This window comes from Comamonas granuli NBRC 101663 (assembly GCF_000739995.1).
GTDB classification, from domain to species: domain Bacteria; phylum Pseudomonadota; class Gammaproteobacteria; order Burkholderiales; family Burkholderiaceae_C; genus Simplicispira; species Simplicispira granuli.
On record NZ_BBJX01000007.1, the window covers coordinates 27,873 to 43,306 of the forward strand.

Here is a 15,434-nt window from a genome sequence, read left to right on the forward strand (position 1 = left end):
GGTCTCAGCGCAGCGCGGCGTTGATCTTCTGCAGGGCCTCGGCGCCGGGGCACAGTGCGCGCTCGTCCAGTTGGTTGAGGGGCATGCTGCAGGTGTTGAGCGCGCCGTGCAGGTCCGTCGCGACCGGATCGACGTACAGCAGCCCGGTGACGATTTCGCCCCGCGCCTGCTGGGTGTTGAGGTGACTGAGTGCGGCGTGGCGATCGGTGGGGTCGTAGCCGGCGTGCAGCTTGCGCAGGCGCAGCACGCTGCCATCGTGCTGCGGTACGTCGATGGCTTCGCCCGGGGCGTACCGGGCCGTGATCTCGCTGTGCGGGGGCAGAAAGTCGATGCGGCTCACGGCCTCGTTGTGCTGGCGCACATAGTCGTAGCTCTTGGTGCTGCCGGCGTGGTTGTTGAAGGTCACGCAGGGGCTGATGACGTCGATGAATGCCGCCCCGCCATGGCCCAGGGCGCCCTTGATGAGCGGGACGAGCTGCTCCTTGTCGCCCGAGAAGCTGCGTGCCACATAGGTGGCACCCAGTTGCAGTGCCAGGGCCACCAGGTCCACGGGGCTGTCGTTGTTGATCACGCCCTTCTTGCTGCGTGAGCCCCGGTCTGCCGTGGCCGAGAACTGGCCTTTGGTGAGGCCATAGACGCCGTTGTTCTCGACGATGTAGGCCATGCGCACGCCACGGCGCATGGCATTGGCGAACTGCCCCAGGCCGATGGAGGCCGAATCGCCGTCGCCCGAAACGCCCAGGTACAGCAGGTCGCGGTTGGCCAGGTTGGCGCCCGTCAGCACCGAGGGCATGCGCCCGTGGACGGTATTGAAGCCGTGCGCGGCACCGAGAAAATAGTCCGGTGTCTTGGAACTGCAGCCTATGCCCGAGAGCTTGGCCACGCGGTGCGGCTCGATGTCGAGCTCCCAGCAGGCCTGGATGATGGCGGCTGAAATGGAGTCGTGCCCGCAGCCCGCGCACAGTGTGGAGATGCGGCCTTCGTAGTCGCGCCGGGTGTAGCCCACCTGGTTGCGCGTGAGCGAAGGATGGTGCAGGCGGGGCTTGGCGAGGTAGGTCATGCGGCTTCCTTGCACGCCACGGGGGCGCCCTGCAGGTGGTTCTGGATGGCCTGGGTGATGAAGCGCGCCGTGATGGGCGTGCCGTCGTAATGCAGCAGCTTGATCAGGCGTGCGGGATCGATCTCCAGTTCATTGATCAGCATGCGGCGCATCTGGGCGTCACGGTTCTGCTCGACGACGAACACCTGTTCGTGTGCGGCGATGAAATCCGCCACTGCGTCGGCAAACGGGAAGGCACGCAGGCGCAGCGCGTCCAGGTGGATGCCGTTTTCTGCGAGCACGTCCAGCGCTTCCTGCATGGCCGGGCTGGTGGAGCCGAAATAGATCACGCCCCGCGGCGTGGGCCGTGCGGCCGCGCGCAGCACCGGCCGGGGCACGAGGTCTGCGGCCGTGCGGAATTTGCGCTCCAGCCGCTCCATGTTGTAGATGTAATCGCCACCGCGCTCGGAGTAGCGGGCATAGGGGTCGCGCGTGGTGCCGCGCGTGAAGAAGCTTCCCTTGGTGGGGTGGGTGCCCGGGTAGGTGCGCCAGGGGATGCCGTCGCCGTCCACGTCCTTGTAGCGGCCGAAATCCTTGCCCGCTTCCAGCTCCTGGGCCGTCATGACCTTGCCGCGGTCATGGCGGCGGGCATCGTCCCACGCAAAGGGAGCGCACAGGCGCTGGTTCATGCCGATGTCCAGGTCGGTCATCACGAACACGGGGGTTTGCAGGCGGTCGGCCAGGTCCAGCGCCGTGGCCGCGTGTTCAAAGCATTCGTGCGGGTCCTCGGGCAGCAGCAGCACGTGCTTGGTGTCTCCGTGCGAGGCATAGGCGCAGGCGAGCAGGTCGGACTGCTGCGTGCGCGTGGGCATGCCCGTGGAGGGCCCGCCGCGCTGCACGTTGATGATGGTGACCGGGATCTCGGCAAAGTAGGCCAGGCCGATGAATTCGGTCATCAGCGAAATGCCGGGCCCCGAGGTGGCCGTGAAGGCGCGTGCGCCGTTCCAGCCCGCACCCACGACCATGCCGATGGAGGCGAGTTCGTCTTCCGCCTGCACGATGGCGTAGCGGTGCTGCCCGGTCTGCGGGTCTACGCGGTACTGGCGGCAGTATTTCTGGAAGGCCTCGGGGATGGAGGACGAAGGCGTGATCGGGTACCACGCCGCCACAGTGGCGCCGCCATACAGGCAGCCCAGGGCTGCGGCGCTGTTGCCGTCCGTGAAGATGCGGTCACCGACGTGGTCGGCACGCTGCACGCGAATGCCCAGGGGCCAGGGCAGGTGCGCACGGGCATGGTCGCGCCCCAGGTGCAGGGCGCGCAGGTTGGCGTCCAGCAGCATTTCCTTGCCGCGGTACTGTTCGGCAAACAGGGCTTCGAAGACTTCGGCCTCCACGTCGAGCAGCACCGAGAGCGCCCCCACGTAGATGATGTTCTTGAACAATTGCCGTTGGCGCGGGTCGGTGTAGGTCTGGTTGCTGATCTCGGTCAGCGGCATGCCGATGACTTCGACGTCGTCCCGGAGCCCGTTTGCGGGCAGGTGGCGGGTGCTGTCGTAGAACAGGTAGCCGCCCGGCGCAATCTCGGCCACGTCGGCGTCCCAGGTCTGGGGGTTCATGGCGACCATCATGTCCACGCCGCCGCGCCGCCCGAGATAGCCTTTGGCACACACCCGGGCCTCGTACCAAGTGGGCAGGCCCTGGATATTGCTGGGGAAGATATTGCGTGGGCTCACCGGCACGCCCATGCGCAGAATGGCCTTGGCAAACAGCTCGTTGGCCGATGCCGACCCCGAGCCGTTGACGTTGGCGAACTTGATGACGAAGTCGTTGACGGCGTGGATGCGCTTCATGCGGCCTCCCGCGAGCAGGGGTGGGACTGGGGATCGTGGCAGGCGGCTCCCGCATGGGCGGGGACCAGGCGAAAGATCTGCATGTCCCAGGCACCGGTGGGGCAGCGCTCGGCGCACAGGCCGCAGTGCAGGCAGACGTCTTCGTCCTTGACCATCACGCGCCCGGTCTTGAGGGGGGGCGAGACCAGCAGGGCCTGCTCCAGGTTGCGCGCCGGCGCCTTGAGCCGGTCGCGCAGGTCCGCTTCTTCGCCGTTGGCCGTGAAGGTGATGCAGTCCATGGGGCAGATGTCCACGCAGCCGTCGCACTCGATGCAGGCAGGGGCGTCAAACACCGTTTGCACGTCGCAATTCAGGCAGCGCGAGGCCTCCTTGACCGCCGTGGCGACGTCAAAGCCCAGCTCCACCTCCACGCGGATGTTGGCCAGCGCCTGCTCGGCCCGGACCCAAGGCACCTTGTAGCGCGCGTCATGGGAGACATCGTTGTCGTAACTCCACTCGTGGATGCCCATCTTGGCCGAGAGCAGGTGGGTGTGCGGCGCGGGGCGCTGGCGCACGTCCTCGCCGCGCAGGAAGCGGTCGATGGACACGGCCGCCTCGTGCCCCTGGGCCACGGCGGTGATGATGTTCTTCGGGCCGTAGGCGGCGTCGCCGCCGAAGAACACCTGCGGCAGCGTGGACTGGAAGCTGCCCTCCGTGAGCCGCGGCAGGCCCGAGCGGTCGAAGGCGATGCCCAGGTCCGGTTCGATCCAGGGAAAGGCGTTTTCCTGGCCCACGGCGATCAGCACCACGTCGCAGGGCACGAGCACGTCGGGCGCGCCCGTGGGCACCAGGCTGCGCCGGCCCTGGGCGTCGTACTCGGCGCGCACGATCTCGAAGGTCATGCCCGTCAGGCGCCCCTGGTCGTGCACGAAGGACTTGGGCACGTGGTAGTTGAGGATGGGGATGCCCTCGTGCAGCGCGTCCTCCTTCTCCCAGGGCGAGGCCTTCATCTCGTCAAAGCCGCTGCGCACGATGACCTGGACGTCAGTGCCGCCCAGGCGGCGTGCCGAGCGGCAGCAGTCCATGGCTGTGTTGCCGCCGCCGAGCACGATGACGCGCGGCGCAATGTGGGTGATGTGGCCGAAGGACACTCCAGCCAGCCAATCGATACCGATGTGGATGTTCTCGGCGATTGCGCGCCGCCCGGGGATGTCCAGGTCGCGCCCGCGCGGTGCGCCGCTGCCCACGAACACCGCGTCATAGCCCTGCGCGAGCAGGTCGCGCAGGGAAGCCACGCGCTGGCCGCCCTGGAACTGCACGCCCATGTTGAGGATGTAGCCGGTTTCCTCGTCGATCACCGATTCCGGCAGGCGAAAGCGCGGGATCTGGCTGCGCATGAAGCCGCCTGCCTGCGCCTCGGCGTCGAACACGGTCACGGCGTAGCCCAGAGGCGCGAGGTCGCGCGCCACGGTCAGGGACGAGGGGCCGGCGCCCACGCAGGCCACGCGCCTGCCGTTGGGTGGCGCGATGGCGGGCATGCGCGCGCGCACGTCGGCTTTGTGGTCGGCCGCCACGCGCTTCAAGCGGCAGATGGCCACGGGCTCGGGGTGCGCGCCGTTGCTCTGCTCGACCCGACCGCGCCGGCAGGCGGGCTCGCAGGGGCGGTCGCAGGTGCGGCCCAGCACGCCGGGGAACACATTGGCCGCCCAGTTGACCATGTAGGCGTCGGTGTAGCGGCCCTGGGCGATGAGGCGGATGTATTCCGGTACCGGCGTGTGCGCCGGGCAGGCCCATTGGCAATCCACCACCTTGTGGTAGTAGCCGGGGTGGGTGGTGTTGGTCGGCTGCAAGGCAATCTCCCGTCCACGGGCCTGCGGCCACCGTGGCGCAGGTCAGAAACAGTCTAGGGGCGGCGCCTGCGGGCGCGGCCTCGGGTGAATCCCTGGGACGGCGGGCTGGTTCGCCGGATGTTGATGCGGATCAGTAAATGCGTGTTTCCATGGAGGCTCCCGGCCCGCGCGTGCACCGCGCAGCCTGCACGGGGCCCGCGTATCATGTCCTGTCACTGCCGCACGAGCAGCAGGTGAGCCATCATCCGCCGAGGAGGACCGTGCCATGCAGTTTCCATGCCGGGCTTTGAGGGGCTTGCGCGCCGCTGGCGCAGCAGGGCGCATGCTTGCTCTGTGTCTTCTGGCGCTGCTGCTGGGCCTGCCCGCCTGGGGGGCGGAGAGGGTGCGCGTGGGCGTCTACCAGAACAGTCCCAAGGTGGGCTTGTCTGCTGCCGGCAAGGCCGAGGGCATCTTCGTGGACCTGGTGGAGGGCATCGCCGCCAGGGAAGGCTGGACCATTGAGTACGTCCCGGGCACCTGGGCCGAAGGCCTGGAGCGCCTGGCCCGCGGGGACATCGATCTGATGCCCGACGTGGCACGCACCCCGGAGCGCGAGGCACTCTACGCATTTCACCAGGAGCCGGTGCTGTCGAGCTGGAACCAGGTCTACGCCCGCCGCGGTTCGGGCGTGCGCTCGATGCTGGACCTGGAAGGTCGCCGCGTGGCAGTGCTGGCAGGCTCGGTGCAGGAGCGCCAGTTCGAGCAAATGGCCGAGAGCTTCAGCCTGGTCGTGGACTGGGTGCCGCAGCCGGACTACGACGCTGCCTTTGCCGCGGTGGCCCAGGGGCGCGCTGATGCCGTGGTGACCAACCGGTTTTTCGGCGTACGCAACGCGCTGCGCTACGGCCTGGAGGACACGGCCATCATCTTCAGCCCGTCCAAACTGTACTTTGCCGCCCCGCTGGAGGGCAGGCCGGAGTTGCTCCGGGCGATCGACCGGCAGCTCTCCGCCCTCAAGAAGGACTCCGGTTCGCTCTATTACCAGTCTCTGCGGCGCTGGTCGGTCGATGAGGTGCGTGCGGCGACGCCGGCCTGGCTGCTGCCGGTCTCGGTCGCGTTCACGGCCCTTCTGCTGGCCGCGGTGGCGGGTGTGCTGCTGCTGCGGCGCCAGGTGGCGCTGCGCACCCGGGAGTTGCGCCAGCGCAACCAGGAGATGCAGACCATCAACGATACCCTGCGTGCCATCGGTGCACGCCGTGACCTCGATGGCGTGCTGCAGGAGGCGACGCGCGGCGCGCTCGCATTGTCCGGATTCGACGCCGGCGTGCTCTGCCTGCGCGATACCGCTTCAGGCCTGCTGCGTGCGGGCGCCTGGCAGCAGGCGCTGCCCGGGGTGCTCCAGGGGCCGGGAGCGCCGTCCTCGTGCCCTGAGGGCAGCACGGCCTTGCGCGAGGTGCTGGAGGGTGCGAAGCGCCACGCCCTGGTCCGTGCCGACGACCCGGGGGAGCGCGCTGCTCCTGGCCACGGGCGCGTTGCCGGTGCGCGCTGGAATGCCTACTTCGCGCTGCAGGTGCAGGAGCGCACCCTCGGTGTACTGTGCCTGTCCTCCGGCCAGGCCGAGCCGCCAGCGCCGGCCGGCCTGCGGCTGGTGGCCGACCTGTGCGGCCCGGTGGGGCTGGCCGTCGAGAATGCCCGCCTGTACCAGCAGGCGCAGGAACATGCCCAGGAACTGGAACAAAGGGTGAAAGAGCGCACGCACGCACTGGCCCAGGCCATGCACCGTGCGGAAGACGCCGACCGCATCAAGTCGGCCTTCCTGGCCACCATGAGCCATGAGCTGCGCACGCCGCTCAACTCCATCATCGGTTTCACCGGCATCCTGCTGCAGGGTCTGGCCGGGCCGCTGAACGCCGAGCAGGGCAAGCAACTGGGCATGGTGCGCGACAGCGCCCGCCACTTGCTGGCGCTGATCAACGATGTGCTCGACATTTCCAAGATCGAAGCGGGCGAACTGCACGTGGGCTGCGCGCCCTTCGACCTGGCGCGCTCCATCGAGAAGGTGACGGCTCTCATCTCCCCTCTGGCAGAGAAAAAGCACCTGGCACTGGAGATCAGCGCTGCGCCTGGCCTGGGGGCGATGGTGAGCGATGAGCGCCGGGTCGAGCAGGTGCTGCTGAACCTGCTGAGCAACGCCGTCAAGTTCACGGACCATGGCACCGTTGCACTGCGCGCCGAACGGATCGATGATTTCCGGCCTGCGGGTGCTCCCCTGCCGCAGGCGGCCGTACGCCTGAGTGTCTCGGACACCGGCCCAGGCATCAAGCCCGAGGACATGGGCCTGCTGTTCCAGCCGTTTCGGCAGGTGGATTCGACACTGGCGCGCAAGCACGAGGGCACGGGCCTGGGCCTGACCATCTGCCAGCGCATGGTGGGCCTGATGGGAGGGACGATAGAAGTGCGCAGCACCTGGGGGCAGGGCAGCACCTTCACCGTGACCCTGCCCCTGCAGGCCGTACCCATGAAGGAAGCCGCATGAACAAACGCATCTTGCTGATCGAGGACAACGCGCAAAACCGCTACCTTGCCAATTTCCTGCTTGAATCGCGCGGCTGGGACATGGTGCATGCCGAGGATGGGCCCACCGGCGTGGCCCTGGCGGCCCGGACCGATCCGGTGTTGATCCTGCTCGACATCCAGTTGCCCGGCATGGATGGCTATGCCGTGGCCCAGGCCCTGCGGGCCGACCCCCAATTGCGCCGCATCCCCATCGTGGCGGTCACCTCGTACGCCATGGCCGGTGACCGTGAGCGCTGCCTGGCGGCCGGCTGCAATGGCTACATCGAAAAACCCATAGACCCGCAGACCTTTGCCGACGAGGTGGAGCGCTACATCGAAGGAGCCGCCTGATGCTGGCCCTGATCGTCGACGACCGCGAGGACAACCGCTACCTGCTGCGCATGCTGCTGCAGGGCCATGGCTTCGAGGTGCAGGAGGCACTGCACGGCCAGCAGGCGCTGGAGCTGGCCCGGAGGCGGGCGCCCGACCTGGTCGTCAGCGATCTGCTGATGCCGGTCATGGACGGCTTCTCGCTGCTGCGGGAATGGAAGGCCGATGCGGCGCTGCGCGGCATCCCGTTCATGGTCTACACCGCCACTTACACCGAATCGCAGGACCGCAGGCTGGCGCTGGACATGGGGGCCGATGCCTTCCTGGTCAAGCCCTCCGAGCCCGAAGCCTTCATGGAAAGCCTGCACGGCATGCTGGCCACGGCCGCCCGGCAGAGCCCCGAGGCACGCACGCCCCTGCTGTCGGAACCGTCCATGCTCAAGATGTACAGCGAGGTGCTGGTGCACAAGCTGGAGCAGCGCAGCCTGGAGCTGGAGCGGCGCCTGCAGGAGCTCGATGCCGCGCAGCAGCGCATCCTGCGGCTCAATCGGCTCTATGCAGCGCTGAGCGAAACCAACCAGGCCATCGTCCATGCCAGTGGCCGCGACGAACTTTTCGAGCGCCTGTGCCGCGTGGCCGTGGAACGCGGCGGGCTGCGCATGGCCTGGGTGGGCTGGATCGATGGGCAGACCGGGCGCATGGTTCCCGTGGCGCACTGCACCGCACCCTGCGCAGAGCACCGGGACGCGGTGCCCGTCAGCATCCTTGACCATGCGTGCGCACTGCTGGTGCCTTTCGTGTGCAACGATTTGCTGGCCGAACCGGCGCTCGCGCACCTGCATGGCGCATTGCAGCGCCAGGGATTCGGCTCCGGGGCCTGCCTGCCGCTGTGCATTGATGCGCGGGTGGTGGGCAGCTTCACGCTGTTCGCTGGCGAGGCCGGCTTCTTCGACGGCGAGCTGCAGGACCTCGTAGCCGAGATGGCCAGCGACGTGGGTTTCGCCCTGTCCAATTTCGAGAAGGAGGCCTTGCGCCGGCAGGCCGAAGAGCGCCTGCGGGCCAGCGAGGAATCCTGCCGCCTCAATGCCAGCGCGGTCGCGGCCTCGGCCAACGGCATCATGATCATCGCGCGCCAGCCCGAAGGCGAGCGCATCATCTATGTGAACCCGGCGTTCGAGCGCATCACGGGCTACGCTGCCCCGCAGGCGCTCGGGCAGGGCACCGACCTGCTGCTGGGCAGCGACCGCCACCAATCGGGGGTGCACGAGCTGGCGGGCGCCATGCGCGCGCTGCGTGAGGGCCATGCCACGCTGCGCAATTACCGCAAGGACGGTTCGCTGTTCTGGAACGAGCTGTCGATCGCGCCCGTGCGCGATGCGCGGGGCGAGGTCACCCACTTCGTCGGCATTCTCAACGACATCACGGAGCGCAAGCGCTACGAGGAGCAGTTGGAGCGGCAGAGCAACCAGGACGACCTCACCGGCCTGGCCAACCGCAACCGCCTGCGCGAACGCACGGACCTGGCCATCGCCTTTGCGCGGCGCCACCAAGGGGCGGTGGCCGTGCTGTACCTGGATCTGGACCATTTCAAGCGCATCAACGACAGCCTGGGACACGACTTTGGCGACGACATCCTGCGCGTCGTGGCGCAGCGCCTGGCAGGCCAATTGCGCGAGCGCGACACGGCGGCGCGCATGGGTGGGGACGACTTCGTGGTGGTCCTGGCCGACCTGGCCGGGCCGCAGGAGGTCATGCTGCGCGCGGACCGGCTGTTGCACGACATCGCACGCCCCATACCGCTGCACAACCGCGAGGTCAATCTGTCGGTGAGCATCGGCGTGAGTCTGTATCCGTCCGACGGCAACGATTGCGACACCCTGCTGCGCAACGCCGATGCGGCCATGTACCGCGCCAAGGAGAGCGGGCGCAATGCCTTCTGCTTCTACACCGCCGACATGAATACCCAGGCGCTGCGCAAGCTGGAAATGGAGGCACGCCTGCGCCACGCGCTCGAGCGCGGAGAGCTGCTGCTGCACTACCAGCCCCTGCTGAATCTGGCCACCGATGCGGTGACGGATGTGGAGGCGCTGCTGCGCTGGCGCATGGATGACGGCACCCTGGTCTCGCCGGCCGATTTCATCCCCCTGGCCGAGGAGACGGGACTCATCGTCCCCATCGGCCAGTGGGTGCTGCGCACCGCCTGCCAGCAGGCGCGCCAGTGGCAGCGTGCGGGGCTGGAGCTGCGCGTGGCGGTGAACCTCTCGGCACGGCAGTTCCGGGACGACCAGCTCGTGGCCAGCGTGCAGCAGGCGCTGCAGGAGGCCGGGCTGGAGGCGCGCCAGCTCAAGCTGGAGATCACCGAAAGCACCGTCATGCAGAACGCCGACCAGGCCGCGCGCGTGCTGGCCGCCTTGAAGGCCCTGGGCGTCGACCTGTCGGTGGATGATTTCGGCACCGGCTATTCCTCGCTGGCCTATCTGCGCCGCTTCCCCATCGACCAGCTCAAGATCGACCGCTCGTTCGTCCAGGACATGATAGAGCACCAGGACAGCGCCGCCATCGTGCACAGCATCATCGGCCTGGCGCGCAGCCTGCGCATGCAGACCGTGGCCGAAGGCGTCGAGACGACTGCGCAGCGCGCCTTTCTGCACCAGGCCGGCTGCGACCTGATGCAGGGCTATCTGTTCAGCCGTCCTCTGCCCGCACAGGCACTGTACGAGCGCATCCGCCAGCACCAGGGGCAGGGGGCGGTGTCGCCCTGAGCGATTCTGGCCGTGCGGTCGCGGGCGCCATCTCGGCGCGGCGCGCCTGTACCCAGGCCTGTACCTGCGGCAGGGCCTGGGCCAGGTGCTCGCGGGCGGCCGGGCTCAGGCCGGCACCCAGGGCGAAGCACTGGCCCTCCAGGGCCAGTTGCCAGGCGGCGGGCAGGGCCAGGCCCAGGCTCTGGGCCACCTGCAGCACTTCGGGGGCGGACAGCGCGTGGCTGTGCCTGGGCGCCTGCAGGGCGGCCAGCAGCGGGTACAGCGCCACCCCGTCCACCGCGCCCGGGTGCGCGGCATCGGCGAACAGCACGGCGTGGCGGTCGGCCAGGTCGAGGGCATGCTCCACCTGGAGCTGGAAGTCGCTGAGCAACTCCACATCGCCCTGGGCGGGCAGGCCGCAGGCCTCGAGCTGCTGCAGCAGCTCCGGACCCAGGGCGTCGTCCCCGCGGCTCGGGTTGCCCACCGCCAGCACGAGCAGGGGCGGGCGCATCAGGCCGTACCTGGCCCGGGCAGGCGGGCGATGCGTTCGGTGCGGCCGTCGCCATGGCGCAGTGCGGCATCGAGCACCTGCCCCGCAGCATCGAGCACCTGCACCTGCAGGGGCATGCGGCCCAGGGCGTGGGTGGCGCAGCTCAGGCAGGGGTCGTAGGCGCGGATGGCCACCTCGATGCGGTTGAGCAGGCCCTCGGTGATGGCACGCCCATCGAAATAGGTCCGCGCGACCGCGCGTACCGACTCGTTCATGGCCTGGTTGTTGTGCGTGGTGCTGACGATGAGATTGCACCAGCGCACCAGGTCGTCGTCGCCGAGCGTGTAGTGGTGGATCAGCGTGCCGCGCGGCGCCTCGATCACACCCACGCCGCTGCGTTCGCCGCCGGGCTGCGGCGGCAGGGGGGCGGTCAGCGCACCGCCGAGCAAGGCCTCGTCCTGCAGCAGGTCGGCGATCACCTCCATGGCGTGCAGCATCTCGATCATGCGCGCCCAATGCGTGGCCAGCAGTGCGTGCACCGGGCCGTGCGCCAGCAGGCGCTGGCGGGCGTGTTCGGCGCGCGGCGTGGGGATGCGGCTGCAGGTGTGCATGCGGGCCAGCGGGCCCACGCGGTACCAGCCGGCCTCGCGTCCGAGCGCACGCAGGTAGGGGAACTTCATGTAGGTCCAGGGCTCGGCGGCCTCTTCGATCAGGCCCAGGTAGTCCTGCACGTCCACGCCGTCGTGCAGGACGGTGCCGTCGGCCTCGCACACGCGCAGGTGGCCGTCGTAGAGATCCATCGCACCGCCCGCGCCCACGATGGACATCCAGCGCGAGCGCACGTGGCCGAACTGCGCATACAGCTCCGGGTCCTGGGCGTGCAGGCGTGCGATCAGGGCCACGGCCTGCTCGCACCAGTCCAGCATCTGCGGCACCTGGGCGGCCAGGGCGTCGCGTTCGGCGCGCGTGGGGTGGCGGTTCACCCCACCGGGGATGGAGCCCGTGCCATGCACCCGCTTGCCGCTGGTGATGCGGATCACCTCCTGGCCGAACTTGCGCAGCAGCACGCCCTGGCGCGCGATGTCCGGGTGCGCCGCGGCCACGCCGAGGATGTGGCGCTGAGTGGCGTCGCTGTCAAAGCCCAGCAGCAGATCGGGCGAGGCGAGGTGAAAGAAATGCAGGGCGTGCGATTGCAGGATTTGCCCGTGGTGCATGAGCCGGCGCACGGCATCGGCCGTGGGCGGCACGGCGCGTATGCCCAGGGCCCGGTCCAGGGCCTTGCTCGCGGCCAGGTGGTGCGAGACCGGGCAGATGCCGCACAGGCGCTGCACCATGACCGGCACCTCCCAGTAGGGGCGCCCGGCGATGAAGCTCTCGAAGCCGCGGAACTCGACGATGTGCAGGCGCGCCTGCTGCACGCGGCCGTGCGCGTCCAGCAGCAGCGTGACCTTGCCATGGCCTTCCACGCGCGAGACCGGGTCGATGACCACGCGCCGGGGGGCAGGCGGGATGGGCGAGGGGGAGATGGGGGCGTTCATCAGTCGAAACGGATCTCGGCCGGGTCGGCGTGCGGCGTGCGCCCCTCGATGAGCGCGGACAGCAAGGCATATATGGCGTCCGCGCTGGGCGGGCAGCCCGGCAGGTAGTGGTCTACATGCACCACCTCGTGCAGGGCGTGTACCTGGGCCAGCGGCAGGGGCAGTTCGGGGTCGCTGGGCATGCTGCTGTCCGCTGCCAGGCCCGGGCGGTTGCGATAGACCTCGACCAGGATCTGCCCTATGTCCAGTGCATTGCGCTGCGCCGGCAGGCCGCCGTTGATGGCACAGGCGCCCACGGCCACCAGCACCTTGCAGCGCGCGCGGAACAGGCGCAGCACCTGCACGTTCTCGCTATTGCACAGGCCGCCCTCGACGAGGCCGACGTCGCAGGGACCCAGCGCCTTGATGTCGGTGAACGGGGAGCGGTCGAACACCATGCGCTCGGCCAGGGGGAACAGGCGCTCGTCGATGTCCAGCAGCGACATGTGGCAGCCGAAACAGCCCGCCAGCGAGACCGTGGCCACGCGCAGGCGCCGGGGTTCTTCAATGGGCGTCATCGCGGTCCCCGGACGCGCTGGCCGGCGCCTCGGGTGGCGCTGCGCTGTCGTAGCGCCGTGCCCCCAGGGGCACGGCAAAGCCGCGCCGCTTGGGCAGGATGGCACCCACCGGGCAGATGCGTGCCGCCAGGTCGCTGGCCTGCAGGGCGCTGTCGCCCAGCCGCCCGCTGGGCGCGTTGACCAGCAGCCGCGTGCTGGCGCCGTAGCCGCCGATGGCAAACACATTCTTGCCGTCGGCTTCGTGGCTGGCGCGCACGCACAGCTTGCACAGAATGCAGCGGTTATGGTCCAGCCAGAGGTCCGGGTGGCTGGCGTCCACCGGGCGTTGCGGGGCCAGCAGCTCGAAGTGCATGTCCGCCATGCCCAGGGCGTAGGCCGTGGCCTGCAGATCGCAGTCGCCGCTTTTTTCGCAGCCGGGGCAGAAGTGGTTGCCCTCGACGAACAGCATCTGCGTGAGCCGCAGCCGCCGGGCGTCGAGTTCGGCCGTGCGGTTCTCGACCACCTGGCCGGCCTGCGCATGCGTGGTGCAGGCGGCGGCCAGGCGGCCATCGACGCGCACTGTGCACAGGCGGCAGGCGCCGCTCGGGCCCAGGCGTGCATCCCAGCACAGGTGGGCGATGGACTGGCCCGCGCGCTGGGCCGCGGCCATTAGCGTGTCGCCCGCGGCAAAGGGCACGGGGGTGCCGTCGAGCAGGAAGTGGCTCATTCGTGCTGCTCCAGGTGGGCGTGCGCATCGTCCCGGCCGGTGGCGCGCCGGGCGCTCTCGAGTTCGGCATCCAGGTCGAAGCCGGGGACGAAGCTGTGCTGGCGCAGGCGCCGGGCGTAGGCCGGACCAAAGCGCTGCAGCGTGTCGCGCAGCGCGCGCGTGCTGCTGGCGCCCAGGCCGCAGTGCGTGGTGCCCTGCATCAGGGCGTCCAGGCCGTCGAGTTCGGCGCGGTCCCAGACGGAGCCCAGGCCGGCGGCGAGCTTGTCCATGCGCCGCAGCACGAGCTGCGTGCCCACGCGGCACGGGGTGCAAAAACCGCAGCTCTCGTGCGCGAAGAACCGGGCAAAGCTGTGCGCCACCTCGAACATGTCGCGCGAGCGGTCGAACACCGTGAACGCGCCTGCCGTGGGCAGGTCTTCAAAGCACAGGCGGCGGTCGAATTCGGGCGCGGCAATGCAGGTGCCCGACGGGCCGCCCACCTGCACGGCCTGGGTCGCGTGCGCGCCGCAGTCGTGCAGCACCTGCGCCACGGACACGCCCAGGGGGTACTCGTAGATGCCGGGGCGCGCGCAGTCGCCGCTCACGGAGTGCAGGCGCGTGCCGCTGCTGTGCTGCGTGCCGCGCGCGCTCCACCAGGCGTCCCCGTGCTGGGCGATGCGGGCGGCCGCGCAGAAGGTCTCCACGTTGTTGACGATGGTGGGCTGCCCCAGGTAGCCCTGTTCGACCGGAAACGGCGGGCGGATGCGCGGCGTGCCGCGCTTGCCCTCCAGCGACTCGATGAGCGCGCTCTCCTCGCCGCAGACGTAGGCGCCCGCGCCCACATGGATGGCGATGTCGAAGTCGAAGCCCGCGCAGCCCAGGATGTGGCGGCCCAGCAGGCCCCGGGCGCGGCGGCGCGCGAGCACGGCCTGCAGCGATGCGAGCAGGAAGCGGTATTCGCCGCGCAGGTACATCAGGCCCTGGCGCGCGCCGAGCAGGCGGGCCGCGACGGTCATGCCCTCGAACACGGTATCGGCCTGGCGCTGCAGCAGCACCCGGTCCTTGAAGGTGCCGGGCTCGCCCTCGTCGGCGTTGCATACCACCACGCGCGTGGCGCCGGCAGCGAGCGGCGCCGCGCGGCACAGTGCCCACTTGCGCGCCGTGGCAAAGCCCGCGCCGCCGCGCCCGCGCAGCCGCGAGGCCTCCAGCGCGTCCAGCGTGGCCTGCGCGCCACGCCCCACGGTGGCCTGCAAGGCCTCGCCCCGCAGGGGCGGACTGCCCAGCAGCACATCGGCCCGCTGGATGTTGTCGTCCACCTGCATCCACTCGGCCGGCCAGTCCGGCACGGGCACCTGGCCCAGCACCAGATCGGCCAACTGGCGCACGCGCTCGCCGTCCATGCGCGTGAGCACCTGGTGCTGGTTGACGAGCAGGGCCGGCCCCTGGTCCGCCAGGCCGGTGCAGGAAGTGGTGCCCACGCTGGCCAGAGCGTCGGCACGCACCTGGCCTGGGGCTAGCTCCAGGCGCGCGCACAAGGCCTGCGCCAGGGCGCGGCTGCCGCGCATGCGGTCGGTGATGTGGTCGCTCCACAACAGGTGGTAGCGGCCCACGGGCTGCAGGTGGAAAAAGCGGTAGAAGCTGGCGACGCCCTCGACGACGGCCGGCGTCAGGCCCAGGCCCTGCGCCACCTGGGCCAGCACCGGCCGCGGCAGCCAGCCGGTATGCTCTTGCACCGCGCGCAGGATTTGCACCAGCGCATCGCGCCGGTGGCGGTGCTGGCGCAAGGCGCGGGTGACGGCTGCGGCAGGGGTGGCGTGCATGGCGTGGTGCAGGCGCAATA

General features: G+C 69.6%; 11 protein-coding genes. 3 read left to right on the top strand and 8 right to left on the bottom strand.

Features of this window, described 5'->3' with window-relative positions; genetic code table 11:
* Nucleotides 1-4: 4 nt before the first annotated feature.
* From CGR01S_RS08810 to CGR01S_RS08820, 3 genes are read right to left on the bottom strand one after another with little or no spacing between them, the layout of a single operon-like run.
* On the bottom strand, nt 5-1,060 hold the full coding sequence (locus CGR01S_RS08810) for a 2-oxoacid:ferredoxin oxidoreductase subunit beta (protein ID WP_042425413.1): 1,056 nt from the start codon (nt 1,058-1,060) through the stop codon (nt 5-7).
* Nucleotides 1,057-2,889, bottom strand: a complete 1,833-nt coding sequence (locus tag CGR01S_RS08815; protein ID WP_042425417.1) for a 2-oxoacid:acceptor oxidoreductase subunit alpha — start codon at nt 2,887-2,889, stop codon at nt 1,057-1,059. Before CGR01S_RS08815 ends, CGR01S_RS08810 begins: the two co-directional genes overlap by 4 nt.
* A complete protein-coding gene (locus tag CGR01S_RS08820) occupies nt 2,886-4,718 on the bottom strand; it encodes an FAD-dependent oxidoreductase (RefSeq protein ID WP_042425420.1) in 1,833 nt (610 codons plus the stop codon). The genes CGR01S_RS08815 and CGR01S_RS08820 overlap by 4 nt, the downstream gene beginning before the upstream one ends.
* A 322-nt stretch (nt 4,719-5,040) precedes the next feature.
* Here CGR01S_RS08820 and CGR01S_RS16155 point away from each other — a divergent pair, with 322 nt between their 5' ends.
* Genes CGR01S_RS16155 through CGR01S_RS16160 form a run of 3 tightly spaced genes read left to right on the top strand, consistent with a single transcriptional unit; the run spans nt 5,041 to nt 10,345 of the window.
* Complete coding sequence (locus CGR01S_RS16155; RefSeq protein ID WP_052382527.1) at nt 5,041-7,233, top strand: ATP-binding protein; 2,193 nt, start codon at nt 5,041-5,043, stop codon at nt 7,231-7,233.
* Nucleotides 7,230-7,604, top strand: a complete 375-nt coding sequence (locus CGR01S_RS08835) for a response regulator (protein ID WP_042425422.1) — start codon at nt 7,230-7,232, stop codon at nt 7,602-7,604. The genes CGR01S_RS16155 and CGR01S_RS08835 overlap by 4 nt, the downstream gene beginning before the upstream one ends.
* A complete protein-coding gene (locus CGR01S_RS16160) occupies nt 7,604-10,345 on the top strand; it encodes a two-component system response regulator (protein WP_052382528.1) in 2,742 nt (913 codons plus the stop codon). Before CGR01S_RS08835 ends, CGR01S_RS16160 begins: the two co-directional genes overlap by 1 nt.
* Here the strand turns inward: CGR01S_RS16160 and CGR01S_RS08845 are convergent.
* Genes CGR01S_RS08845 through CGR01S_RS08865 form a run of 5 tightly spaced genes read right to left on the bottom strand, consistent with a single transcriptional unit; the run spans nt 10,269 to nt 15,414 of the window.
* Complete coding sequence (locus tag CGR01S_RS08845; protein ID WP_052382529.1) at nt 10,269-10,835, bottom strand: hydrogenase maturation protease; 567 nt, start codon at nt 10,833-10,835, stop codon at nt 10,269-10,271. The two genes, CGR01S_RS16160 and CGR01S_RS08845, sit on opposite strands and share 77 nt — an antisense overlap.
* On the bottom strand, nt 10,835-12,352 hold the full coding sequence (locus CGR01S_RS08850; protein ID WP_042425424.1) for a Ni/Fe hydrogenase subunit alpha: 1,518 nt from the start codon (nt 12,350-12,352) through the stop codon (nt 10,835-10,837). Before CGR01S_RS08850 ends, CGR01S_RS08845 begins: the two co-directional genes overlap by 1 nt.
* On the bottom strand, nt 12,352-12,909 hold the full coding sequence (locus CGR01S_RS08855; RefSeq protein ID WP_042425428.1) for an NADH-quinone oxidoreductase subunit B family protein: 558 nt from the start codon (nt 12,907-12,909) through the stop codon (nt 12,352-12,354). The genes CGR01S_RS08850 and CGR01S_RS08855 overlap by 1 nt, the downstream gene beginning before the upstream one ends.
* The gene (locus CGR01S_RS08860) at nt 12,896-13,615 is read right to left on the bottom strand and encodes a 2Fe-2S iron-sulfur cluster-binding protein (protein WP_042425431.1); all 720 of its coding nucleotides are present in this window, start codon (nt 13,613-13,615) and stop codon (nt 12,896-12,898) included. Before CGR01S_RS08860 ends, CGR01S_RS08855 begins: the two co-directional genes overlap by 14 nt.
* Nucleotides 13,612-15,414 (bottom strand): NAD(P)H-dependent oxidoreductase subunit E, encoded by a 1,803-nt coding sequence (locus CGR01S_RS08865; RefSeq protein WP_042425824.1) that lies wholly within the window; start codon nt 15,412-15,414, stop codon nt 13,612-13,614. Before CGR01S_RS08865 ends, CGR01S_RS08860 begins: the two co-directional genes overlap by 4 nt.
* Nucleotides 15,415-15,434: the final 20 nt, after the last annotated feature.